This window comes from Pseudomonas sp. KnCO4, assembly GCF_045344305.1.
GTDB lineage: Bacteria > Pseudomonadota > Gammaproteobacteria > Pseudomonadales > Pseudomonadaceae > Aquipseudomonas > Aquipseudomonas anuradhapurensis.
Genome location: NZ_CP174199.1, coordinates 3,856,651 through 3,879,947 on the forward strand (window position 1 = coordinate 3,856,651; position 23,297 = coordinate 3,879,947).

At 63.1% G+C, this 23,297-nt stretch carries 25 protein-coding genes and 1 tRNA gene; 9 read left to right on the forward strand and 17 right to left on the reverse strand.

Annotation, left to right across the window (positions count from 1 at the left end; translation table 11 throughout):
* Nucleotides 1–3: 3 nt before the first annotated feature.
* The 11 genes from ACJA3S_RS17955 to ACJA3S_RS18005 form a co-directional block, all read right to left on the reverse strand.
* A complete protein-coding gene (locus ACJA3S_RS17955; protein WP_406819478.1) occupies nucleotides 4–1,113 on the reverse strand; it encodes a flagellar basal body P-ring protein FlgI in 1,110 nt (369 codons plus the stop codon).
* Nucleotides 1,114–1,125: 12 nt separating this feature from the next.
* Nucleotides 1,126–1,821: a flagellar basal body L-ring protein FlgH gene (flgH, locus tag ACJA3S_RS17960; protein ID WP_170031157.1), complete on the reverse strand. Its 696-nt coding sequence runs from the start codon at nucleotides 1,819–1,821 to the stop codon at nucleotides 1,126–1,128.
* A 45-nt stretch (nucleotides 1,822–1,866) separates the two neighbouring features.
* On the reverse strand, nucleotides 1,867–2,652 hold the full coding sequence (gene flgG / locus ACJA3S_RS17965; RefSeq protein ID WP_170031158.1) for a flagellar basal-body rod protein FlgG: 786 nt from the start codon (nucleotides 2,650–2,652) through the stop codon (nucleotides 1,867–1,869).
* Between the two features lie 47 nt (nucleotides 2,653–2,699).
* A complete protein-coding gene (locus ACJA3S_RS17970; protein WP_170031160.1) occupies nucleotides 2,700–3,440 on the reverse strand; it encodes a flagellar basal body rod protein FlgF in 741 nt (246 codons plus the stop codon).
* 224 nt (nucleotides 3,441–3,664) lie between these two features.
* Complete coding sequence (locus tag ACJA3S_RS17975) at nucleotides 3,665–3,850, reverse strand: hypothetical protein (protein WP_170031162.1); 186 nt, start codon at nucleotides 3,848–3,850, stop codon at nucleotides 3,665–3,667.
* Nucleotides 3,851–3,922: 72 nt separating this feature from the next.
* Nucleotides 3,923–5,278, reverse strand: a complete 1,356-nt coding sequence (flgE, locus tag ACJA3S_RS17980; protein WP_406819479.1) for a flagellar hook protein FlgE — start codon at nucleotides 5,276–5,278, stop codon at nucleotides 3,923–3,925.
* Between the two features lie 31 nt (nucleotides 5,279–5,309).
* Nucleotides 5,310–6,014, reverse strand: coding sequence for a flagellar hook assembly protein FlgD (gene flgD / locus ACJA3S_RS17985; protein ID WP_170031166.1), 705 nt, complete (start codon nucleotides 6,012–6,014; stop codon nucleotides 5,310–5,312).
* Between the two features lie 15 nt (nucleotides 6,015–6,029).
* Complete coding sequence (flgC, locus tag ACJA3S_RS17990; RefSeq protein ID WP_085623112.1) at nucleotides 6,030–6,473, reverse strand: flagellar basal body rod protein FlgC; 444 nt, start codon at nucleotides 6,471–6,473, stop codon at nucleotides 6,030–6,032.
* Nucleotides 6,474–6,475: 2 nt separating this feature from the next.
* Nucleotides 6,476–6,883, reverse strand: a complete 408-nt coding sequence (gene flgB, locus ACJA3S_RS17995; protein ID WP_186679645.1) for a flagellar basal body rod protein FlgB — start codon at nucleotides 6,881–6,883, stop codon at nucleotides 6,476–6,478.
* 301 nt (nucleotides 6,884–7,184) lie between these two features.
* Complete coding sequence (gene cheR / locus ACJA3S_RS18000; RefSeq protein WP_170031170.1) at nucleotides 7,185–8,012, reverse strand: protein-glutamate O-methyltransferase CheR; 828 nt, start codon at nucleotides 8,010–8,012, stop codon at nucleotides 7,185–7,187.
* A gap of 51 nt (nucleotides 8,013–8,063) precedes the next feature.
* Entirely contained in the window at nucleotides 8,064–8,993 is a 930-nt protein-coding gene (locus tag ACJA3S_RS18005) for a chemotaxis protein CheV (RefSeq protein WP_406819480.1), read from the reverse strand.
* Between the two features lie 77 nt (nucleotides 8,994–9,070).
* On the opposite strand from ACJA3S_RS18005, the gene flgA reads away from it, so the two are divergent.
* The 4 genes from flgA (at nucleotide 9,071) to ACJA3S_RS18025 (ending at nucleotide 11,635) form a co-directional block, all read left to right on the forward strand.
* Complete coding sequence (gene flgA / locus ACJA3S_RS18010) at nucleotides 9,071–9,823, forward strand: flagellar basal body P-ring formation chaperone FlgA (RefSeq protein WP_170031174.1); 753 nt, start codon at nucleotides 9,071–9,073, stop codon at nucleotides 9,821–9,823.
* A gap of 161 nt (nucleotides 9,824–9,984) precedes the next feature.
* Nucleotides 9,985–10,293, forward strand: a complete 309-nt coding sequence (gene flgM, locus ACJA3S_RS18015; RefSeq protein WP_170031176.1) for a flagellar biosynthesis anti-sigma factor FlgM — start codon at nucleotides 9,985–9,987, stop codon at nucleotides 10,291–10,293.
* A gap of 49 nt (nucleotides 10,294–10,342) precedes the next feature.
* Nucleotides 10,343–10,810, forward strand: coding sequence for a flagella synthesis protein FlgN (locus tag ACJA3S_RS18020; RefSeq protein WP_406819481.1), 468 nt, complete (start codon nucleotides 10,343–10,345; stop codon nucleotides 10,808–10,810).
* Nucleotides 10,811–10,891: 81 nt separating this feature from the next.
* A complete protein-coding gene (locus ACJA3S_RS18025) occupies nucleotides 10,892–11,635 on the forward strand; it encodes a flagellar brake protein (RefSeq protein ID WP_406819482.1) in 744 nt (247 codons plus the stop codon).
* A gap of 168 nt (nucleotides 11,636–11,803) precedes the next feature.
* Here ACJA3S_RS18025 and ACJA3S_RS18030 read toward each other — a convergent pair whose 3' ends face one another.
* The 3 genes from ACJA3S_RS18030 to bkdR all read right to left on the reverse strand — a co-directional run bounded on the left by ACJA3S_RS18030 (nucleotide 11,804) and on the right by bkdR (nucleotide 15,258).
* On the reverse strand, nucleotides 11,804–13,144 hold the full coding sequence (locus ACJA3S_RS18030) for an MFS transporter (RefSeq protein ID WP_406819483.1): 1,341 nt from the start codon (nucleotides 13,142–13,144) through the stop codon (nucleotides 11,804–11,806).
* 128 nt (nucleotides 13,145–13,272) lie between these two features.
* The gene (locus tag ACJA3S_RS18035; protein WP_406822273.1) at nucleotides 13,273–14,511 is read right to left on the reverse strand and encodes a glutamine synthetase family protein; all 1,239 of its coding nucleotides are present in this window, start codon (nucleotides 14,509–14,511) and stop codon (nucleotides 13,273–13,275) included.
* 261 nt (nucleotides 14,512–14,772) lie between these two features.
* The gene (gene bkdR, locus ACJA3S_RS18040; protein ID WP_170031184.1) at nucleotides 14,773–15,258 is read right to left on the reverse strand and encodes a Bkd operon transcriptional regulator BkdR; all 486 of its coding nucleotides are present in this window, start codon (nucleotides 15,256–15,258) and stop codon (nucleotides 14,773–14,775) included.
* Nucleotides 15,259–15,456: 198 nt separating this feature from the next.
* Between bkdR and ACJA3S_RS18045 the strand changes: the two genes are divergently transcribed.
* Genes ACJA3S_RS18045 through lpdA form a run of 4 tightly spaced genes read left to right on the forward strand, consistent with a single transcriptional unit; the run spans nucleotide 15,457 to nucleotide 20,403 of the window.
* On the forward strand, nucleotides 15,457–16,689 hold the full coding sequence (locus tag ACJA3S_RS18045) for a 3-methyl-2-oxobutanoate dehydrogenase (2-methylpropanoyl-transferring) subunit alpha (RefSeq protein WP_406819484.1): 1,233 nt from the start codon (nucleotides 15,457–15,459) through the stop codon (nucleotides 16,687–16,689).
* Between the two features lies 1 nt (nucleotide 16,690).
* Nucleotides 16,691–17,749: an alpha-ketoacid dehydrogenase subunit beta gene (locus ACJA3S_RS18050; RefSeq protein WP_170031188.1), complete on the forward strand. Its 1,059-nt coding sequence runs from the start codon at nucleotides 16,691–16,693 to the stop codon at nucleotides 17,747–17,749.
* Nucleotides 17,750–19,021 (forward strand): dihydrolipoamide acetyltransferase family protein, encoded by a 1,272-nt coding sequence (locus ACJA3S_RS18055; RefSeq protein ID WP_406819485.1) that lies wholly within the window; start codon nucleotides 17,750–17,752, stop codon nucleotides 19,019–19,021.
* A gap of 2 nt (nucleotides 19,022–19,023) precedes the next feature.
* Nucleotides 19,024–20,403, forward strand: coding sequence for a dihydrolipoyl dehydrogenase (gene lpdA / locus ACJA3S_RS18060; RefSeq protein ID WP_406819486.1), 1,380 nt, complete (start codon nucleotides 19,024–19,026; stop codon nucleotides 20,401–20,403).
* A 121-nt stretch (nucleotides 20,404–20,524) separates the two neighbouring features.
* On the opposite strand, the gene ACJA3S_RS18065 is transcribed toward lpdA, so the two are convergent.
* The 3 genes from ACJA3S_RS18065 to phnN all read right to left on the reverse strand — a co-directional run bounded on the left by ACJA3S_RS18065 (nucleotide 20,525) and on the right by phnN (nucleotide 22,532).
* Nucleotides 20,525–21,523 carry a diguanylate cyclase domain-containing protein gene (locus tag ACJA3S_RS18065; RefSeq protein ID WP_406819487.1) on the reverse strand — a complete coding sequence of 333 codons (999 nt, stop codon included), beginning with the start codon at nucleotides 21,521–21,523 and terminating at the stop codon, nucleotides 20,525–20,527.
* A gap of 227 nt (nucleotides 21,524–21,750) precedes the next feature.
* A tRNA-Arg gene (locus ACJA3S_RS18070) sits at nucleotides 21,751–21,827 on the reverse strand.
* Nucleotides 21,828–21,938: 111 nt separating this feature from the next.
* Complete coding sequence (gene phnN, locus ACJA3S_RS18075; protein ID WP_406819488.1) at nucleotides 21,939–22,532, reverse strand: phosphonate metabolism protein/1,5-bisphosphokinase (PRPP-forming) PhnN; 594 nt, start codon at nucleotides 22,530–22,532, stop codon at nucleotides 21,939–21,941.
* Nucleotides 22,533–22,877: 345 nt separating this feature from the next.
* Between phnN and ACJA3S_RS18080 the strand changes: the two genes are divergently transcribed.
* The gene (locus ACJA3S_RS18080) at nucleotides 22,878–23,204 is read left to right on the forward strand and encodes an Arc family DNA-binding protein (protein WP_060480503.1); all 327 of its coding nucleotides are present in this window, start codon (nucleotides 22,878–22,880) and stop codon (nucleotides 23,202–23,204) included.
* Nucleotides 23,205–23,297 lie beyond the last annotated feature (93 nt).

Below are 23,297 nucleotides of genomic sequence, written 5' to 3' on the forward strand. Positions count from 1 at the left end.
TCCTCAGATCACGATCAGGTCGGCCTGCAAGGCGCCGGCCTGTTTCAGGGCTTCGAGGATCGCCATCAGGTCGCTGGGCGCTGCACCTACCTGGTTTACCGCGCGGACGATTTCATCCAGCGTGGTGCCCGGGCCGAACTTGAACATCGGCTTGGCTTCCTGCTCGGCGTTCACCCGCGAGCGCGGCACCACCGCGGTCTGGCCATTGGAGAGCGGCCCCGGCTGGCTGACGATCGGGTCTTCGGTGATGGTCACGGTCAGGCTGCCGTGGGTCACCGCCGCCGGCGACACCTTGACGTTCTGGCCGATGACGATGGTGCCGGTACGCGAGTTGATGATCACCTTGGCCACGGCCTGGCCCGGGTCGATCTCGAGGTTTTCCAGGATCGACAGGTAGTCGACGCGCTGGCTCGGGTCCATCGGCGCGGTGACTCGCACCGAACCGCCGTCCACGGCCTGGGCCACGCCAGGGCCGAGCAGCTCGTTGACCTTGTCGACAATGCGCTTGGCCGTGGTGAAGTCGGGGCGGTTGAGGTTCAGGGTCAGGCTGTTGCCCTGGTTGAAGCCGCTCGGTACCGCCCGTTCGACGGTAGCGCCACCCGGGATGCGACCAGCCGACGGAACGTTGACGGTGATCTTCGATCCATCCCGGCCCTCGGCATCGAAGCCGCCGACCACCAGGTTGCCCTGGGCGATGGCATAGACGTTGCCGTCGATACCCTTCAGCGGCGTCATCAGCAGGCTGCCGCCGCGCAGGCTCTTGGAGTTACCGATGGAGGACACGGTAATGTCCACCACCTGGCCCGGCTTGGCGAAGGCCGGCAGGTCGGCATGCACCGACACCGCCGCGACGTTCTTCAACTGCACGTTGCCGGAGCCGGCCGGCACCTTGATGCCGAACTGCGAGAGCATGTTGTTGAAAGTCTGCAGGGTGAACGGCGTCTGGGTGGTCTGGTCACCCGTGCCGTTGAGCCCCACCACCAGGCCATAGCCGATCAACTGGTTGGAACGCACGCCAGAAATACTGGCGATGTCCTTCAGACGCTCGGCTTGGGCACCGAACGCGCAGGACAGGAGCAGGGTCGCGGCAATCAGCTGCCTTACGTAGAACATGTTCATCCGTACTCAGAAGGGCCAAAGCGGACTGATGAAGAAGCGGTCCAGCCAACCGGGCTGGCTGGCATCGGCGAACGAACCGGTGCCCGAATAGGTAATGCGCGCATCCGCCACACGGGTGGACGGCACGGTGTTGTCGGTGGCGATGTCATCGGCACGGATCAGGCCGGCGATACGCACCAGCTCTTCACCGGTATTGAGGGTCATCCACTTTTCGCCGCGCACGGCGATGATGCCGTTGGGCAGCACCTCGGCCACGGTGACGGTGATCGAGCCGGTCAGGGTGTTGCCCTGGGTGGCCTTGCTGTCACCCTTGGTGGTGCGATCGCCGCTGTAACCCGCCTCCAGCGACAGGTCGCCGCCGCCGAACGGGTTGTTGGTGTTCGGGTTGGCGCCAAACAGCGAGGTCAGGCCGATGTCGGCCTTGCTGTTCTTCTGGATCTGCGAGCCGGCGTTCTTGCTCGCCGAAGTGCGTTCGTTGAGGGTGATGGTGATGATGTCACCCACGCGGAACGCCTTGCGGTCGGTGTACAGGCTCTGCTCGAAACCGGCCTGGTAGATCGAACCGTTGTTGGCTGCAGCCGGCAGCGGGGTGCGCGGCAGGACCGGCGCGTAATACGGGTCGTTCGGCTTGGGCGTCGGCGCGACGCAACCTGCCAGCACGACCGCCCCCCCCAGGGCGAACACAGACAACAAACGCTTCATGACACTTACCTCACGGTGTAACGGGAGTAGAACCTGCACTAGGGCTTAGAGCTGCTGGGTTACGAACGACAGCATCTGGTCAGCGGTGGAGATGACCTTGGAGTTCATCTCGTAGGCACGCTGGGTGGTGATCATGTTCACCAGTTCTTCCACGGTGCTGACGTTGGAGTTCTCCAGGGTCTGCTGCAGCGTGGTACCAAAACCGTTCAGGCCCGGGGTGCCGACTTGCGGCGCGCCACTGGCGGCGGTTTCCAGGAACAGGTTGTCGCCAATTGCCTGCAGGCCGGCCGGGTTGATGAAGTCGGCGGTCTGGATGTTGCCGATCACCTGCGCTGCCGGGTTGCCGGCGGTGGTGATCGACACGGTGCCGTCCTGGCCGACGGTGAAGGTCTGGGCATCATTCGGCACCACGATCGCCGGTTCCAGGGCAAAACCCTGGGCGGTGACGATCTGGCCATCGGAGTTCAGGTGGAAGGTACCGTCACGGGTATACGAAACCGTGCCATCGGGCTGCAGCACCTGGAAGAAGCCGCGGCCGTTGACCGCCATGTCCAGCGGGTTTTCCGTGGTCTGCAGGCTGCCGGTCTGGAAGTTCTTCTGCGTGCCGACGATGCGCACACCGGTACCGACCTGCAGGCCGGACGGCAGTTCGCTGTCCTGGGTGGACTGCGCACCGGGCTGGCGCTTGATCTGGTACAGCAAGTCCTGGAACTCGGCGCGATCACGCTTGAAGCCGGTGGTCGAGACGTTGGCCAGGTTGTTGGAGATGACCGTCAGGTTGGTGTCCTGGGCGGACAGGCCGGTTTTAGCGACCCAAAGAGCCGGAAGCATGTAAGTTCTCCTCGTGCGCCTGTTTTACGGCACCCGTTCAAAAGTGATTAGCCGATTTGCAAAACACGCGCCATGGCTTCGTCGCCTTCCTTGGCCGCGTTCATCATCTTGACGTGCAGTTCGAATTGACGGGACAGCGCCAGCACCGAGGTCATTTCCTCCACGGCGTTGACGTTGCTGCCCTCCAGGAAGCCCGACACCACCCGCACATTGACGTCGGCGGCGGCTGGCTGGCCGTCCTTGGTGTGGATCAGCCCGTCCAGGCCCTTGGTCAGGCCTTTGCTGTCCGGGTTGACCAGCTTGATACGGTCGACCTCGGCCATCACCCGTGGGTCTTCGCCCATGGAGCGGATGCTGATGGTGCCGTCGGCGCCGACTTCAACCTTCTGCTCTGGCGGGATGGCAATAGGGCCACCGTTACCGATCACCGGCATGCCGTTGCCGGCACGCAGCACGCCAAGGGCGTCGATGTTCAGGCTGCCGGTACGCACATAGGCTTCGCTGCCGTCGGGTGCCTGCACGGCAATGAAGCCCTTGCCGGTCACCGTCACGTCCAGGTCGCGCCCGGTTTCAACCATCGGCCCTTCGCTGAAGTCGGTGGCCGGGCGTTCGGTCATGGCAAAGGCACGCGCCGGAAAGCTGTCGCCGAACACCGGCATCGAGCGCGCCTGCTCCAGGTCACGCTGAAAACCATTGGTGGAAATGTTCGCCAGGTTGTTGGCGTGGGCCTTCTGCGCCAGCGCGTTCTGGCTGGCGCCGGTCATGGCCACGTAAAGCATCTTGTCCACAGTCATCCTCCGCTGCACTGGCGATCGTTTGCCGCTCGCCGCTGCTGTGCAGGCTCTAAAGCAAGTTCCGAACCAACTTTTTGAAATCAGCAAAAAGCCCGTGATTACGGGCTTTTGCGGGGTTCTGCCGAAGCGCGGACGCCGGTTATCCGGCGCCGGGTTGCCGATTGCGGCAAGCCTGCAGCAACGTCTTCGCAGGCAAACCGGCGAACACGCCGGCCAGGTCAAGGCTCGCGGCAGGCGCCATTGGTAAAGGGCCCGGCAAACTTCTTCCAGCCCTCCCCCGGCGGCCACTGCGAGCACACCAGGCGCCCATCCACCTGGCTTTCCCAGCGCCACCACGGCGCGGTGCCGGCCTGGGCCTGGTACAGGCACGCTGCAGCAATCAGCGCGACAAGCAGTTTGTTCATGAAGCCCCCTGCAAAAACGACGAACCCCTTCATGACAAAGGGGTTCGCCCGCACACGCTCAGCCAGCGACCATCAGGTCATCTGGATGATGGTCTGCATGATGGTGCTTTCGGTGGAGATGGTCTTGGCGTTCGCCTGGTAGTTGCTCTGCGCCTTGATCAGCTCGACCAGCTCCTGGGTCAGGTTGACGTTGGAAGCTTCCAGCGAGTTGGACTCGACGCTGCCCAGGGTACCGGTCTTCGGCGCATCGATACCCGGAATGCCGGACGAGTAGGTCTCGGTCCAGCGGGTACCACCGATCTGCTGCAGGCCCTGCTCGTTGGCGAAACTGGCCAGCGCAACCTGGCCGATGGCGCGGGATTGCTGGTTGCTGAAGCTGGCGAACAACACGCCGGTGGAGTCGATGCTCAGGCTCGACAGGATACCGGTGGCATAACCATCCTGGGACTGCGACATGCGCGCGGTCTCGGTGTTGTAGGAGGTGGTGCTGTTCATCGACAGGCGCATGCCATCGGCATTGCCTGCGGCGCCATTGGCGATCCAGTTACCCGCCGAGTCTTCCACCGCCGGCACCCAACCAGTCATGGTGAAGGTGTTGTTGGTGACGGTGAACGACGAGCCCGCCGGGTGGCCGGTGTTGTCGGCGGTCATGCTCTTGACCGAGCCATCGCTGTTGAAGCTGATGGTGCCGGTCAGCGGCGTGGTAGAGGATGGGTCGAACGGGTTGCGCCCATCCACCAGGGTGTACATGGTCCACTCATTGGTGCCGGTCTTACGGTAGAACTGCTCCATGGTGTGCTCGTTGCCCTGGCTGTCGTACACCTTGGTCGGGAAGGACTTGGTGTAGGTCTTCTGGTCAGCCGGGTCGAACGGCAGGTTCGGCACCATCGCGCCAGTACCATCGTCGACTTCCAGCGGGATATCGGCGGCCGAAGAGTTCAGGTTGATGCCCTGGTCGATCAGCGACGTGGCCTTGGGCTGCAGCGCCGAGGTATCGATCTGCAGGTCACTCAGCACGCCCTTCTGGATCTTGCCATTCGAGTCTGCGGCATAACCTTGCAGGCGCAGGCCGTCCGAGGTCACCACGAAGTTGTCCTTGCTGGCCTGGAAGGCACCGGCACGGGTATAGACGCGCGAGCCGTTGTCGGACAGCACGAAGAAGCCCTGGCCCTGGATGCCCATGTCCAGCACGTTGCCGGTGTTGTTGACGTCACCCTGGGTGAACTGCTGGGACACGGCCGCCAGACGCACGCCGTTACCCACCTGGTTCTTGCCCACGCCGAGGCGGTTGGCGCCGGCGTAGACATCGGCGAACTCGGCACGCGACGACTTGAAGCCGGTGGTGTTGACGTTGGCGATGTTGTTGCCGGTGACGTCCAGTTGCTTGTTTGCTGCGTACAGACCGCTAAGGCCGATATTGAAAGACATGAATTCGCTCCTTTTGCCGCACTAATGGGCCTTAGATACCGATGGTTTGCACGTCGGAGAGGGATACTTTGCCAACGCCAGCGAGGTTCAACACCATTTCACCGCCGGAGCTGAAGCTGACGCTGGTGACCTTGGCAGGCAACAGCGTGTTCATCTGCACCGCCTTGCCATCCACCGTGGTGCTGGCGGTGAAGGTGTAGGTACCCGGGTCGACTTTCTCGCCGCTATTGTTGGTACCGTCCCAGATGAAATCGGCGTAACCGGCTTTCTGCTCGCCCAGCTCGATGGTCTTGACGGTGTTGCCGTCCTTGTCCTTGATGGTGATCTTCGCTTCGCCGATGGCTTGCGGCACCACGAACTGCGCGTTGAAGCTTTCGCTGGTGTCGACGATAGCCTTGTCGTTCTGCACCACCACCGAGCGACCGACCAGCGACGACGCCTGCAGCGCCTGGGACGAGGCCATGGCACTGGTAATGGCACTGACCGATTCGTTCAGCGAGGTGATGCCTTCGAGGCTGCTGAACTGCGCCAACTGGGCAACGAATTCACCGTTGTCCTGCGGGTCCAGCGGGTTCTGGTGCTGCATCTGGGTCACCAGCAACTGCAGGAAGGCATCCTTGCCGAGCGAGTCGGTGCCGGTCTTGGATGCGGTGTCCACGGTCTTCTTGGTGTTGGTACCCACACCCGACGCCGCAAGCACTTCGTTGAGATTCACGCCGGTAGTATCGATTGCCATGGTCTGGTTTCCTTATCACTGACCCAGGGTCAGGACTTTCTGCATCATGCTCTTGGCCGTGTTCATCAGTTCGGCATTGGTCTGGAACGCACGGCTGGCGGAAATCATGTCAGCCATTTCCTCGACCACGTTGACGTTCGGGTAGTAGACATAGCCGTCCTTGTTCGCCGCCGGGTGGTTCGGCTCGTAGCGGGCCTCCAGGTTGCTCTGGTCCTCGACGATGCCTTTTACCTGCACGCCCTGCCCGGCTTCGCCCTGGTCCTCGAACAGCGACTGGCTGCTGCCGGCCTGCGCATCCTGGAAGGTCGTGGCGAACACCGGGTGGCGGGCGCGGTAGGTCTGGTCGATGCTCGAAGACACGGTCTCGGCGTTGGCGATGTTCGAGGCAACGGTGTTCAGGCGCGTGTTCTGCGCGCTCATGCCGCTACCGGCAATGTTGAAGACACTGGAAAGGGACATGGTCATTCTCCCCGCAGGGCCGAAACCAGCCCTTTGAATTTACTGTTGAGCAAGGTGAAGCTGGCCTGGAAGCCGACTGCGTTTTCGGTGTAGTTCGACTGCTCGATCTGCGCGTCCACGGTGTTCTGGTCGATCGACGGCTGCAGCGGCGTGCGGTACTTCAGGGTATCGTCGGCCATCGCCAGGCCTTCGGCCTCGATGTGGCGGCTGTTGGTGCGCTCGAGGCTGAAGCGGCCGCTCTGCTGCTTGTCGCTTTCGGCAGCGAGCACCGAGGCGAAGTCCATGTCACGCGCCTTGTAGTTGGGCGTGTCGGCGTTGGCAATGTTGTTGGCCAGCACCTCGGCGCGCTGCGCGCGGAAGCCCAGGGCCTTTTCGTGGATGCCAAGCGCCTTGTCGAAACTGATGCTCATGTCGGGGAAACCTTCGAAGGTTGACCGGAATATCGTTGGCCAAGGTATAGCAAGGCCTGTGCCAACCCAGGCAAACCCAGGAATTACGGGCTTGCCGGGCACAGTGCTGTCAGGGTGATGCCAGAAAAGCGGCAAAGACCTTCCGCCTGATGCGGCGAAAGCGGCAATTGCCGGGTGGCAAAAGCGGCAAAACAAAAAATTGACGTCAGCTTTTCCTGCTTCGACCTGTTCCGGGCATGCCGGTAAAAACGCCGACCCGGCAAAAAAAAAGGCCGGCAACTTTGGTTGCCGGCCTTTTTGCTTACTTGGCCTGGTAGATGATCCCCGGGCTACATTGGACCATCTGGTAATGGTCCGGCAGCCCGTTCAGCGCCTCGGAAGCACCGAGGAACAGGTAGCCACCCGGCTTCAGGGTGCTGTGAATGCGCAGCAGGATGTCCTTCTTGACCTGCGCCGAGAAGTAGATCAGCACGTTGCGGCAGAACACCACGTCGAACTTGCCCAGGCTGGCATAGCTGTCGAGCAGGTTGAACGAGCGGAACTCGACACGGCTGCGAATCGCCGGCTTGACCGCCCAGCGCCCCGGCCCCTTGGGGTCGAAGTAGCGCTGCAGGCGCTCCTGGGACAGGCCGCGGGCAATCGCCAGGCTGTCGTACTCGCCGGTCTTGCAGTTGGTCAGCATGCTGCCGGACAGGTCGGTGGCGACGATCTGCGCGCCCATCTTCAACTGGCCGAGGTTGCCACGCTCGAACTCGTCGATGGCCATCGAGATGGAATACGGCTCCTGCCCCGACGAACAGGCCGCCGACCACATGCGCAGGCGCTGGCCAGGGTTGTTGCGGATGAACTCCGGAATCACCTTGTTCTTCAGCACTTCGAACGGGTAGGTATCGCGAAACCACAGGGTTTCGTTGGTGGTCATGGCATCGACCACCTGCTCGCGCAAGCCACCTCGCGGCTGGGCCTGGATGCGCTGTACCAGCTCGCCCAGGCTCTTGATGCCCTGTTGTTCCATCAGCTTGTTGAGACGGCTGGAAACCAGGTACTGCTTATTCTCCCCCAGCAGGATGCCACAGGCTTTCTCCAGGAAGACCCGGAACTGTTCGAAATCCAAATTACCCGTAGACACTTCTGCCGCCTCTTTTCAATCACTGGTGCCGGGAGATTGCTCCCGGCGCTTTCAATGCGCTGCCTTGATCCGGTCGACCACCCGCTGGGCCAGGTCGTCCGGCTTGAACTTGGCCAGGAAGTCATCGGCCCCGACCTTCTTGACCATTGCCTGGTTGAACACCCCGGAAAGCGAAGTATGCAGGCAGATATGCAATTTTTGCATGCGCGGATCGCTGCGGATCTCTGCGGTCAGCGTGTAGCCGTCCATTTCCGGCATTTCAATGTCCGAGATCATCATCAGGAACTCTTCTTCCGGCTTCTTGCCTTCGTCCACCAGCTGACGCAGATAGTTCAAGGCCTGGCGACCGTCATTGAGCGCCACCACCTCGACCCCCACGGTCTGCAGGCAACGGCTGACCTGCTTGCGCGCCACCGATGAATCGTCGACGGTGAGCACCCGCAACAGCACGGCCTTGTCCTGCACCTCGGCGTCGACCACCCCGGCCGACACCGACTCGGACGACGGTGCCACTTCGGCCAGCACCTTCTCCACGTCGATGATCTCGACCATGCGGTTGCCCACCCGGGTGACAGCGGTCAGGTAGTGATCGCGGCCGGTGCCCTTGGGTGGCGGATGGATTTCTTCCCAGTTCATGTTGACGATGCGTTCCACCGAGTGCACCAGGAACCCCTGGGTCTTGGTGTTGTACTCGGTAATGATCACGAAGCTGTTGCGCGTGTCTTCCTGCAGCGGCCGCAGCCCGGTGGCCATCGACAGGTCGAGGATCGGGATGGTCGCCCCGCGAATGTTGGCAACGCCGCGCACCACCGGGTGCGCCTTGGGCAGCAGGGTCAGCGCCGGGCATTGCAGCACTTCCCTCACCTTGAACACGTTGATGCCGTAAAGCTGCTCGCCATTGAGGCGGAACAGCAGCAGTTCCAGGCGGTTCTGCCCTACCAGCTGGGTGCGCTGGTTGACCGAATCCATAACACCTGCCATGCCAGACTCCTCTACATTTAAGCCTTTTGTTGCCACTCAGATAGCGAGTCGGCACGGGCTTTGCTTTTTTGAGCGTCATGTACACGAAAACGACATTTTCCCGACGATTGACGCGCCTGCTGACTGGCTCGCTGGCCATGCTCTGCCTGCTGGTGCCCGGCGTTCGCACGCTGGCGGACGCGTTTACCTTGCCTGAACAGCTTATCGGTGTCACCCAAGGGTTTCTTGAATTCAGCGTCGAAGATTACCTGGCCACCACCCAGACCGCCGGCCGCTACGAAATCCAGGTCAACCCGCTGGACCCGCGCCTGCGCATGCCGCTGTGCAGCCAGCAGCTGGACGCCTCGCTGGAAAGCCCGGCGCAACCGCTGGGCCGGGTAACGGTAAAAGTGCGTTGCGACGGCGCCGCGCCGTGGACCGTGTTCGTACCGGCCACCGTGCGGCTGTTCCGCGAGGTGGTGGTGATGACCCGGCCGCTCAAGCGCGACAACGTGGTAGGCGAAGGCGACGTGGCCCTGCGCGAACGCGATGTCGGCACCCTGGGGCAAGGCTTCCTGACCGAGCTGGACCAGGCGGTCGGCATGAAGATGCTGCGCCCGACGGTGATCGACCAGGTGCTCACCCCACAACACCTGGAACAGGCCGAGGTGGTGCGCAAGGGCGACCACGTGGTGATCATCGCGCGCAGCGGCAGCCTGAGCGTACGCATGCCCGGCGAAGCGCTGAGCAAGGGCGGCCTGAGCGAACAGATCCGGGTGCGCAACCTCAATTCCAAACGGGTAGTCAAGGCCAGGGTCACCGGCCCAGGCCAGGTCGAGGTCAGTATGTAGCCAGCCGACATTGCGCTGGCGGTGAGGAACCGCTGCTCCTAAACTGTGTCAGAAAATGGGTTCGCAAGCTTGCCGACAGGCGGCTACGCATTTGTGCCTAAAGTTTCTTTCGGGTTGGCCGAAAACAAGGCAAGCGTCCAAATACCCAGGGGTTTCTGATCATGGTCATCGACTTCAGTCGTGTAAATAATTCTCCGTCCGTCACGGGCGGTGTGCGCGGCACCAGCGCATCCGGCAGCGCCGACAAAGCGGCAGCCAGCCAGGAAGCCACCACCAGCGCCAGCGGAGAAGCGGTACACCTCAGCCAGGAGGCACAGCAGTTGCAGAAGATCAGCGACAAGCTGCGCGACGAGCCGGTGGTCAACAGTGCCCGTGTGGCCCAGTTGAAACAGGCGATCGCCGACGGCAGCTACCAGGTCGATGCCGGCCGGGTCGCCAGTAAACTGCTCGATTTCGAAGCCCAGCGCTGACCGTTCGGCGCGCTGACTTCACGGACGCTAGAAAAGCCAAGAGTTAGCCATGCACGACACCACCTTGCTGCAACTGATCGAAGATGACATCGCCCCGATGCAGGAACTGCTCGACCTCTTGCAGAAGGAGGCCGTGGCACTGCACGGGCGCGACATGGCGTTGCTGGAGACCATCCTCGCCCGCAAGCAGTCTTTGATCGTGCTGCTGGAGCAGCAAGGCATGCGGCGCAACAACCTGCTCACCAGCCTGGGCCTGAGCGCCAACCGCGCCGGGGTGGAAGCGGTGGCCGCGCAATCAGCGAACGGTGAACTGCTGCTGCAGCAACTCGACGTGATCAGCCAGTTGATGCAAGCCTGCCAGCAGCTCAACGAGACCAATGGGCGGATCATCCAAGTGCAGCAGAACGCCACCAACAACCAGATCCGCATCCTCATGGGCGGCGACTCTCCGTCGCTCTACGACAGCCGTGGCAGCACATCGCCGCTGGTCAAGCCACGGGCGCTCAGCCAGGTTTGATTTTTTCTATCAAGGCACGGAACATACTGGCAAAATGCCGTTAATTGCGTGTGTCGCTTTTGCCTGGAGAACGATAAAGCCGTGTTCAATGAATCCGATGCCCCGCAGCCGCCAAAGGTGCTGAACACCCCTTTGGAGATTGCGGCCAACTTGCGGCAGCTGCAGGAAAGCCATGACCCCCTGATCATCACCTTCCACGACCGTAGCCAGCGTTTCCAGAGCTACGTGGTGCACGTGGACCGTGACAGCAACACCCTGGCGCTGGACGAGATGATTCCCCGCGACGGCGAGAAGTACATCGAGAACGGCGAACACTTCCGCGTCGAAGGTTTTCACGATGGCGTGCGCATTGCCTGGGAGTGCACCCACGCCCTGCGGATCAGCGAAGTCGATGGCCACCGCTGCTACCGCGGCGCCATGCCCCTGGAAATGACCTACCATCAGCGCCGCAACGCATTCCGCGCCGCGCTGAAGCTGTCGCAGTTGGTCGACATCATCCTCGATGGTGCCCACCTCAAGGGCAATGGCGCGCTGCGCGGCAAGCTGCTGGATATCTCTGCCACCGGCTGCAAGCTGCGCTTCGACGGCAATGTCGAGGAGCGCCTGCAACTGGGCCAGGTGTACGAGCGCTTCAAGGCGGGCAACCCGCTGGGCCTGGTGGATACCATGGTCGAACTGCGCCACCTGCATTATGAAGAGCGGATCAATACCACCTTCGCCGGCGTACGCTTCCATAACCTCAGCGGCCAGGCCCAGCGCAAGATCGAGAGCTTCGTGTACCAGTTGCAACGCGAAGCGCGGCGGTTCGACAAGGACGACTATTGATCGTCGGCTGCAAGACAACAACGCCACCTTTCGAGGTGGCGTTTTCATTTGTGTTCTTACAGTGCCGGCCTCTTCGCGGGCGCGCCCGCTCCCACAGGGACGGCGCAGCCCTCAGGCTTGTGCGGTCCTTGTGGGAGCGGGCATGCCCGCGAAGAGGCCGGCACAGGCTTACACCGACTTGCTGACCTCTTGCGGTTCAGCCGCCGGTTGCCCGGCCCCCTTCTCTTCCGCCTCGGTGTCCTCCGCGGCCACCGGTGCCTGCATCACGTCCTGCACGGTCTGCTCATCCACCCGTGGGTCGAGTGCCGCCGACAACGGCGAACCGGCCGCCGGCATCGCCACGTGGCCCAACGGCGCATCCTGTACCTGGTGCAACCCGGTGACCGCTTTCGGCCGGATGCGCCATACCAGCACCAGCGCGAAGAACACGAAGAAGGCATACAGCATCTGCGCCCCCAGCAGCTTCATCAGCACCCCCGCCGCCAGCGGCCCGATGCACGCGCCCACGCCATAGGTCACCAGCAGCATCGCGGTCAGCGACACACGTCGCTCGCTCTCCACATGGTCGTTGGAAAACGCCACCGCCAGCGGGTACAGGCAGAACTGCAGCAACGAGATCAGGAAGCCCACACCAAACAGCAATTCCAGCGGCACGCTGGGCAGTACCGCCAGCGGTGCCGAAGCCAGCGCCAGGCCCACCGCCACGCTACGGATCAGCACCGCCCGGTCGTAGCGGTCGGACAACCAGCCCAGCGGCCACTGCACCAGCAGGCCGGCAAAAATGCAGCTACCCATGAACAGACCGATCTGCTCGGTGCTCAGCCCCTGGCTGGAGGCATACAACGGCGCCAGGCCATAGAACGAGCCGACGATCAGGCCCGAGCCCAGCACCGTGCTGAGCGACTGCGGCACGCGCTTGAGGAAGAATTTCGGCTCCATCGGCGCCGGGCGCAAGGGCGCCGGGTGGATCCGCCGGGTCATCGCCACCGGTACCAGGCACAGGGCAAAGCACATGGCCACCAGCATCAGCAGTTCGGGGCCCAGTTGCGGGTGCACCACCAGGATCAGCTGGCCGAGCACCAGGCCCAGGTAAGAGGCGATCATGTAGCCGCTGAACACCGCGCCGCGATGCTTCACATCGGCCTGCTCGTTGAGCCAGCTTTCGATGACCATGTACTGGCACATCATGCCCAGGCCGACGATCATCCGCAGCCCGACCCAGGCCGGCAACCAATTGGTCAGGCCGTGGCCGAGCACTGCCGCGCCGACGATACCGGCGCAAGTGGCATAGGCGCGGATGTGCCCGACCCGGCCAATCAGGCGGTGGCCGACCTTGCCGCCGACCGCCAGGCCAAAGTAGTTGGCCGCCATCAACGCGCCTACCCACAGGCTGTCGACGTGGTCAGCCGCCAGGCGCAGGGCCAGGTAGGTACTGAGCAGGCCCGAGCCGATCAACATCATCAGCGCGGCGAAATACAACGACTGAAACGGCTTCCATATATTTCGCATACGTACCGTAAAGCTCCCTGGTCAGGTGACGATTGGGTGCAAGAAGCATAAGGGCAAAAACTGCCTGGCGCAGGCCCCGATAGCGATTTTGCCGCTACGGGGCGTGTCCAGTGTCGGTTGTGTCGCGATCAGGCCTGTGCCGCCAGCACTCGGCGTTCCCAGGGCGTGATCTCATCAAGGAAATCGGCCAGCTCGAGGGTCTTGCTGGCAATGTAGCCTTCGATGAACTCACTGCCGAACAGTTCCCGTGCCAACGCGCTGCGCTTGAGCCGCTCCAGCGCGGCATGCAAGGTGCACGGCAGGGCCAGGTGCTCCGGCACGGCGAACTCGCCCTGGATCGCCGGCGACGGCTGCAGGCACTGCTGGATGCCGTGCAGCCCGGCGGCCAGGCTGGCGGCAATGGCCAGGTACGGGTTGGCGTCGGCACCGGGCAGGCGGTTTTCCACCCGCCGCGCCAGCGGCGCACTGGCCGGGATGCGCAGGCCTGCGGCGCGGTTGTCTTCGGACCAGCAGGCATTGTTCGGTGAGGCATAGGGGTGGCACAGGCGCTGGTAGGAATTGACGTTGGGTGCGAACAGCGCAGTGAAGTCGGCCAGGCACGCCTGCTGGCCGCCGATGAAGTGGTAGAAGGTTGCGCTGGGCTGGCCTTGCTCGTCGCTGAACACGTTACGCCCGCTGGCCACTTCCACCAGGCTCTGGTGAATGTGCATGGAGCTGCCCGGCGTGCGCGCCAGCGGCTTGGCCATGCACACCACGGCCAGGCCATGCTTGAGCGCCACTTCCTTGAGCAGGTGCTTGAACAGAAAGGTCTGGTCGGCCAGCAGCAGCGGGTCGCCGTGCAGCAGGTTGATCTCGAACTGGCTGACGCCCATTTCGTGCATGAAGGTGTCGCGCGGCAGCCCCAGCGCGGCCATGCACTGGTACACCTCGTTGAAGAACGGCCGCAGGCCATTGTTGGAACTGACACTGAATGCCGAATGGCCGAGTTCGCGGCGGCCATCGCTGCCAACCGGTGGCTGGAACGGCTGCTGCGGATCGGGGTTGGGCGCGAAGACAAAAAATTCGAGCTCGGTCGCCACTACGGGTGCCAGGCCCAGCGCTGCGTAGCGGGCGAGCACTGCCTTGAGCTGGCCGCGGGTGGACAGTGCCGAAGGCCGGCCATCCAGTTCGTTGGCATCGCAAATGGCCAGGGCGCGGCCATCGCTCCAGGGCAGGCGGTGGACCTGGCCAGGGTCGGGCACCAGCGCCAGGTCGCCGTCGTCGCTGCCATAGAACTTCGCCGGCGGGTAGCCACCCATGATGCATTGCAGCAGCACACCCCGGGCCATCTGCAGGCGGCGGCCTTCGACGAAGCCCTCGGCGGTCATCACCTTGCCGCGCGGGACGCCGTTGAGGTCGGGGGTAACGCATTCGGTTTCATCGATGCCCTGCAGGTGCCCGGTGTTCATGACGCTTGTCCTTGTTGTTGTCGGCTGACAACAACATAGGCTGGGGGTGTTTAAAATATCAAGCACCTGCCTTCAACACCGCGCGCCCCTCCTCGCGGGCACGCCCGCTCCCACAGGGATAACACTGCGCTCAAGGTCGGTGCGGTGCGGGCCCGCGAAGAGGCCGGTACAAGGAGGCTTCTATTCGCGCAAGGTCATGCCATTGGCCGGCAGCGGCAAGGCGGTCTTGTAGCGTACCTGCTTGAGGGCAAAACTTGACCGGATGTTGGCCACCCCCGGCAATCGCGTCAGGTAATCGAGAAACCGCTCCAGCGCCTGGATGCTCGGCAACAGCACCCGCAGCAGGTAATCGGGGTCGCCGGTCATCAGGTAGCACTCCATCACCTCGGGCCGTTCGGCAATTTCTTCCTCGAAGCGGTGCAGCGCCTGCTCTACCTGCTTTTCCAGGCTCACATGGATGAACACGTTGACATCCAGCCCCAGCACCTCGGGCGACAGCAAGGTCACCTGCTGGCGTATCACTCCCAGTTCTTCCATGGCCCGCACCCGGTTGAAACAGGGCGTCGGCGACAGGTTCACCGAGCGCGCCAGTTCGGCGTTGGTGATGCGGGCGTTTTCCTGCAGGCTGTTGAGAATGCCGATATCGGTACGATCCAGTTTGCGCATGAGACAAAATCACCGGTTTTTTCTGTTTATGCGGAATGTTTATCTGCCCCGCTCGGCAAAGGCAATCAACTTGAGAGAAAAATTCTCCTGCTGGCCCACTAAGATGTAGGGGACGCTGACTTACCAGTCACAAGCCGGTACTCAGCGGCGGCCGCTTCAGAGCTCACAAAAACAAATACCCGAGCGAGCGTAAAAAGCATGAACGAGTACGCCCCCCTGCGTTTGCATGTGCCCGAGCCTACCGGCCGGCCAGGCTGCCAGACCGATTTTTCCTACCTGCGCCTGAACGATGCAGGCCAAGTCCGTAAACCACCTGTCGATGTCGACGCTGCCGACACCGCCGATCTTTCCTACAGCCTGATCCGCGTGCTCGATGAGCAAGGCGACGCGCAAGGCCCGTGGGCTGAAGACATCGACCCGCAAGTCCTTCGCCAAGGCATGCGCGCCATGCTCAAGACGCGGATCTTCGACAGCCGCATGGTGGTTGCCCAGCGCCAGAAGAAAATGTCCTTCTACATGCAGAGCCTGGGTGAAGAAGCCATCGGCAGTGCCCAGGCCCTGGCGCTGAACCGCAGCGACATGTGCTTCCCGACCTACCGCCAGCAAAGCATCCTGATGGCCCGCGACGTGTCGCTGGTCGAGATGATCTGCCAGCTGCTGTCCAACGAACGCGACCCGCTCAAGGGCCGCCAGCTGCCGATCATGTACTCGGTGCGCGATGCCGGCTTCTTCACCATCAGCGGCAACCTGGCGACCCAGTTCGTGCAGGCGGTCGGCTGGGCCATGGCCTCGGCCATCAAGGGCGATACCAAGATCGCCTCGGCATGGATCGGCGACGGTGCCACCGCCGAATCGGACTTCCACACCGCCCTCACCTTCGCCCACGTGTACCGCGCCCCGGTGATCCTCAACGTGGTCAACAACCAGTGGGCGATTTCCACCTTCCAGGCCATTGCCGGTGGCGAGTCGACCACCTTCGCCGGCCGTGGCGTGGGTTGCGGTATCGCCTCGCTGCGGGTAGACGGCAACGACTTTGTCGCCGTGTACGCCGCCTCGCGCTGGGCCGCCGAACGCGCCCGCCGTGGCCTCGGTCCGAGCCTGATCGAGTGGGTCACCTACCGTGCCGGCCCGCACTCGACCTCGGACGACCCGTCCAAGTACCGCCCTGCCGACGACTGGAGCCACTTCCCGCTGGGTGACCCGATCGCTCGCCTGAAGCAGCACCTGATCAAGATCGGCCACTGGTCCGAGGAAGAACACCAGGCCACCACTGCCGAACTCGAAGCCGCGGTCATCGCCGCGCAGAAAGAAGCCGAGCAGTACGGCACCCTGGCCAACGGCCATATCCCGAGTGCCGCCTCGATGTTCGAGGACGTGTACAAGGAAATGCCCGACCACCTGCGCCGGCAACGCCAGGAACTGGGGGTTTGAGATGAACGACCATAACAACAGCATCAAACCGGAAACCGCCATGGCCACCACTACCATGACCATGATCCAGGCCCTGCGCTCGGCCATGGATGTCATGCTCGAGCGCGACGACAATGTGGTGATCTACGGCCAGGACGTCGGTTATTTCGGCGGGGTGTTCCGCTGCACCGAAGGCCTGCAGAACAAGTACGGCAAGTCCCGCGTGTTCGACGCTCCGATCTCCGAAAGTGGCATCGTCGGCACCGCCGTGGGCATGGGTGCCTATGGCCTGCGCCCGGTGGTGGAAATCCAGTTCGCCGACTATTTCTACCCGGCCTCCGACCAGATCGTCTCGGAAATGGCGCGCCTGCGTTACCGTTCGGCCGGCGAGTTCATCGCCCCGCTGACCCTGCGCATGCCCTGCGGTGGCGGCATCTATGGCGGCCAGACCCACAGCCAGAGCCCTGAAGCGATGTTCACCCAGGTGTGCGGCCTGCGCACCGTGATGCCCTCCAACCCCTATGACGCCAAAGGCCTGCTGATCGCCTCGATCGAGTGCGACGACCCGGTGATCTTCCTCGAGCCCAAGCGCCTGTACAACGGCCCATTCGACGGCCATCATGACCGCCCTGTCACCCCTTGGTCGAAACACCCGCAAAGCGCCGTGCCCGATGGCTACTACAGCGTGCCGCTGGACAAGGCGGCCATTACCCGCCCCGGCAACGACGTGACTGTGCTGACCTATGGCACCACGGTGTACGTGGCCCAGGTGGCCGCCGAAGAAACCGGCGTCGATGCCGAAGTGATCGACCTGCGCAGCCTGTGGCCGCTGGACCTCGACACCATCGTCGAATCGGTGAAGAAGACTGGCCGCTGCGTGGTGGTGCACGAGGCCACCCGCACCTGCGGCTTCGGTGCCGAACTGGTGTCGCTGGTGCAGGAACACTGCTTCCACCACCTGGAGGCGCCGATCGAGCGCGTCACCGGCTGGGACACCCCCTACCCTCATGCGCAGGAATGGGCTTACTTCCCAGGGCCATCGCGGGTAGGTGCGGCATTGAAAAAGGTCATGGAGGTCTGAATGGGCACGCACGTCATCAAGATGCCGGACATTGGCGAAGGCATCGCGCAGGTCGAGTTGGTGGAATGGTTCGTGAAGGTCGGCGACATGATCGCCGAGGACCAGGTGGTGGCCGACGTCATGACCGACAAGGCCACGGTGGAAATCCCCTCGCCGGTCAGCGGCAAGGTGCTGGCCCTGGGCGGCCAGCCGGGCGAAGTGATGGCGGTCGGCAGCGAGCTGATCCGCATCGAGGTGGAAGGCAGCGGCAACCATGTGGATGTACCGCAGGCCAAACCGCTCGAGGCCCCCGCCGCCCCGGTGTGCAGCAAGCCGGAACCGCAGCAGGAAACCAGGCCGGCAGCGTACCAGGCGCCTGTCCAGCACGAGGCAGCCCCGATCGTGCCGCGCCAGCCAGGCGACAAACCACTGGCTTCGCCGGCAGTGCGCAAGCGCGCCCTGGATGCCGGTATCGAGCTGCGTTACGTGCATGGCAGCGGCCCGGCCGGGCGCATCCTGCACGAAGACCTCGACGCCTTCATGAGCAAGCCGCAGAGTGCTGCGGGGCAAGCGCCGAATGGCTATGCCAAGCGCACCGACAGCGAGCAGGTACCGGTGATCGGCCTGCGCCGCAAGATCGCCCAGCGCATGCAGGACGCCAAGCGCCGCGTCGCGCACTTCAGCTACGTGGAAGAAATCGACGTCACCGCCCTGGAAGCCCTGCGCCAGCAACTCAACAGCAAGCATGGCGACAGCCGCGGCAAGCTGACCCTGCTGCCGTTCCTGGTCCGTGCACTGGTCGTGGCGCTGCGTGACTTCCCGCAGATCAACGCCACCTATGACGACGAAGCCCAGGTCATCACCCGCCATGGCGCAGTGCATGTGGGCATTGCCACCCAGGGTGACAACGGCCTGATGGTACCGGTGCTGCGCCATGCCGAAGCGGGCAGCCTGTGGGCCAATGCCAGCGAGATTTCGCGCCTGGCCAACGCTGCGCGCAACAACAAGGCCAGCCGCGAGGAACTGTCGGGCTCGACCATCACCCTGACCAGCCTGGGCGCCCTCGGCGGCATCGTCAGCACGCCGGTGGTCAACACCCCGGAAGTGGCGATCGTCGGCGTCAACCGCATGGTCGAGCGGCCGGTGGTGATCGACGGCCAGATCGTGGTACGCAAGATGATGAACCTGTCCAGCTCGTTCGACCACCGCGTGGTCGATGGCATGGACGCCGCACTGTTCATCCAGGCCGTGCGTGGCCTGCTCGAACAACCCGCCTGCCTGTTCGTGGAGTGAGCATGCAACAGACTATCCAGACTACCCTGTTGATCATCGGCGGCGGCCCTGGCGGCTACGTGGCTGCCATCCGCGCCGGGCAACTGGGCATCCCCACCGTGCTGGTGGAAGGCCAGGCGCTGGGCGGTACCTGCCTGAACATCGGCTGCATTCCTTCCAAGGCGTTGATCCATGTGGCCGAACAGTTCCACCAGACCTCGCGCTTTGCCGGCCCATCGGAGCTCGGCATCAGCGTCGCTTCGCCGCGCCTGGACATTGGCCAGAGCGTGGCCTGGAAGGACGGCATCGTCGACCGCCTGACCACCGGGGTCGCCGCCCTGCTGAAGAAGCACGGGGTCAAGGTGACCCATGGCTGGGCGAAGGTCCTCGATGGCAAGCAGGTGGAAGTCGATGGCCAGCGTATCCAGTGCGAGCACCTGTTGCTGGCCACCGGCTCCAGCAGTGTCGAACTGCCGATGCTGCCGCTGGGCGGGCCGATCATTTCCTCGACCGAAGCCCTGGCGCCGAAAGCCCTGCCGCAGCACCTGGTGGTGGTAGGCGGCGGCTATATCGGCCTGGAACTGGGCATTGCCTACCGCAAGCTGGGCGTACGGGTCAGCGTGGTGGAAGCGCGCGAGCGCATCCTGCCGACCTACGACAGCGAGCTGACCGCGCCGGTTGCCGAGTCGCTGAAGAAGCTGGGCATCGCGCTGCACCTGGGCCATAGCGTCGAAGGCTACGAGGGCGGCTGCCTGCTGGCCCGGGATGGCCAGGGCGGGCAACTGCGCCTGGAGGCCGACCAGGTGCTGGTGGCCGTCGGCCGCCGACCGCGCACGCAAGGCTTCAACCTTGAATGCCTGGACCTGAAGATGAACGGCGCGGCGATCGCCATCGACGAGCGCTGCCAGACCAGCATGCGCAATGTCTGGGCCATCGGCGACGTGGCGGGCGAACCGATGCTGGCGCACCGGGCCATGGCCCAGGGCGAGATGGTCGCCGAGATCATCGCCGGCAAGGCCCGCCGCTTCGAGCCCAGCGCGATTGCCGCGGTGTGCTTCACCGACCCGGAAGTGGTGGTGGTCGGCAAGACCCCGGAACAGGCCAGCCAGCAAGGGCTGGACTGCATCGTCGCGCAGTTCCCGTTCGCCGCCAACGGCCGGGCCATGAGCCTGGAATCGAAAAGCGGTTTCGTGCGTGTGGTAGCGCGCCGTGACAACCACCTGATCCTCGGTTGGCAGGCGGTTGGCGTGGCGGTATCCGAGCTGTCGACGGCGTTTGCCCAGTCGCTGGAGATGGGCGCCTGCCTGGAAGATGTGGCCGGTACCATCCATGCCCACCCGACGCTGGGGGAAGCGGTACAGGAAGCGGCATTGCGCGCCCTGGGCCACGCCCTGCACATCTGACACTGAAGCGGCCGAGGCCGACTTGGCCCGCTGCGCCCCGAGGCGCCGCGGGTCTTTTTTCGTGCCTGAACCGACCCTGTTGCCGGCACGCTGGCGACAGGGCCGGCTCAGGCAAAACAGGTCATTCGGCTATGGCATTCTTGCCGGCATCCTTGGCCCGGTACAGCGCCTGGTCGGCACGCGCCAGCAGGGCATGCTGATCTTCTCCCAACTGCCACTGCACCACGCCATAGCTGATGGTCAGCCGGCAATCGCCCACCGGCTCCACCTGGGCCACCACATGGCGTAGCCGTGCAGCCAGCTCCAGGCCCTGCGCCAATGCAGTCTGCGGCAGCACGATGACGAACTCGTCGCCACCCCAGCGTGCCAGCAGGTCGCGCTCACGCAGGCAGCTGCGCAGGCTGTCGGCCACCCGCACCAGCGCGGCATCACCCTGGGCATGACCGTAGCGGTCATTGATTGGCTTGAAATCGTCCAGGTCCATGGCTATCAGGGCCAATGGCTGGCGAAAGCGCTGCGCCCGCTCGCATTCCAGTCGCAGGGTCTTTTCCAGCCGGTAGCGGTTGGCAACGCGGGTCAACGCATCGCGCTCTGCCAGCTCGCGGTTCTCCTCCAGCTGGCGTTGCAACTGCTGGTTCACCCAGGACAGTTCGCGGGTACGCTCGGCCACCTGGCTTTCCAGCGACAGGTTCCTTTGCTCCAGCTGCGCCACCAGGCGCTTGCCGGCATCGATATTGCGGTGGGCGCCGAGCATGCGCGCCACCGAGCCGTCTTCGTTACGAGCAATGATGTAGCCGCTGTCTTCGATCCACAGGTAGCTGCCATCGTGGCAGCGGCAGCGGTACTCAACCAGGTAACGCTCGTTGCGCTGGTTGATGTACGCCTCGAAATGCGCCATTACCCGTGGATAATCCTCCGGGTGAATCACGCTTTCCCAGGTGAGTACCGAATTGGACAGGGAATGGCTGGGGTAGCCGAGCATGGCGTACCAGCCCGGGTTGCGATAGACGTAGCCGGTGTTGGCATCCCAGTCCCAGATACCGTCGCTGACCAGATCGAACAAGGTGTGCAATTGTTGCTCACTGAAGCCGGCAGGTACCGGCCCGGTTTGCTGACTCATCGAAGCTCTCCCTGATGCCCAGCAACTGCGCTCCGACCAAGGGGCTGCCGACCATGTGGTAATTGCCGCAAGCGGCAAGGTCATTTCTGTGACGAGCAGCATAGGCCCTGCGTGCTGCCATCGGAATAGCACTCAGGTTGGATTATTTATCCAGTTGACGACTGACATGACTGCCATGACGCAAGCCGATAGCCAACGCCGGTACAGCTTCAGGGGGGAAAGAGAAATGGCGTCCCAGGCAGGAATTGAACCTGCAACCTTCCCCTTAGGAGGGGGATGCTCTATCCAATTGAGCTACTGAGACGCTGGCACCGGCAGCGAGCGCTGCACAGCGGGACGGCCAGCATGTTAACCAGCATGCTGGCGTTTGTCATGCCTCAAGCAGGCTTTTTCGCGTAATCCTTTTCTGCCAATGCTACACCTGCGGCAGCACACCTTCATCACGCAACAGCGCGAACAACGCTTCTACCGTTGACGCCAGGGCGGTGGAGTTGTCCAGCACGTGCAGCGATGGATCGGTCACCGCCTGCAAGCGGGCATTACGAGCCAGGCGCTGCTCGATTTCCTCAGCGCTTTCCCGGCCGCGAGCCAGCAAGCGCTGGCGCAACACCTCGGGCCGGACTTGAACCAGCACCGCCAGAAGGCCGGGATAGCGCTGGCGTGCCTCGGCCAGATACGCGCGCGAACCGTTCACCAGCACCGCCCTGCCCTGCGCCAGCCAGTCGTCCACCTGCCGAGGTATGCCGTAATCCAGGCCATTGGCTTGCCAGTGCATGGCAAACCCGCCCTGCGCACGCAGCGCCTCGAACTGCTCGGCCGTGACCCCGTGAGCAGCTTCGCCCTTGGCTTCGGCCGAACGGGTAATGACCCGACGGGCGATTTCCACCCCGGCAGCTGCCAGTCGCTCACGTGAAGCGTCGATCAGGGAATCTTTCCCGGAACCCGACGGTCCTATCAGGTATATCAGCCGGCCGGTCCCTGATCGGCGGTCGCTTGCGTCATGTTGCATAGCCACTATGCTCTATGAAAGGAAACCGGCGCATTCTAGGGCTTTTCTCCGGCTTTTGCTGCGTTTTACCAGTTTTTGACGGCAAAAGACTGACAGTTCGAATAGCCTGTGCATGTAAAACTTTTCAAACCAGTGCTCATTTCTGATAATTGGTACTGGCATAAAGCCTTTATCCAGATCAGTATTTGTCACAGAATTGACGCCAAGGAAACGGCGACCATGAGGCAAGATGAGCATCCATTTTTCACCGGCGGTTGAACATTTTGTCGTCGCCACGGTCGTACTTCCACCCCGTGCGGCCAATTTGAGAACCGCTTCCCCTGAACCAAAATCCGGTCAATTTATATGCGCCCAATGAAACAGGCTATTTATTCGAGCCGCACCGCTGACAAGTTCGTCGTACGCCTGCCAGACGGGATGCGTGAGCGCATTGCCGAGGTAGCGCGCAACCATCACCGCAGCATGAACTCCGAGATCATCGCACGCCTGGAGCAGAGCCTTATCCAGGAAGGTGCGCTGGGTGACGAGTTGAGCATGCGCATGGACAGCCCAGAACTGTCCCTGCATGAGCGCGAGCTGCTGCAACGCTTCCGCCAGCTGTCCCACCGCCAGCAGAACGCGCTGGTCGCCCTCATCGCTCACGATGTGGAAATGGCCGCCGACGCCTCCTGAGGCGCTCAGCGAACCTGAAAAAGCCAGCGCAAGCTGGCTTTTTTATGGGCGCATGATCCTGCAAGAGATGCGATCTTTGTAGGAGCGGCCTTG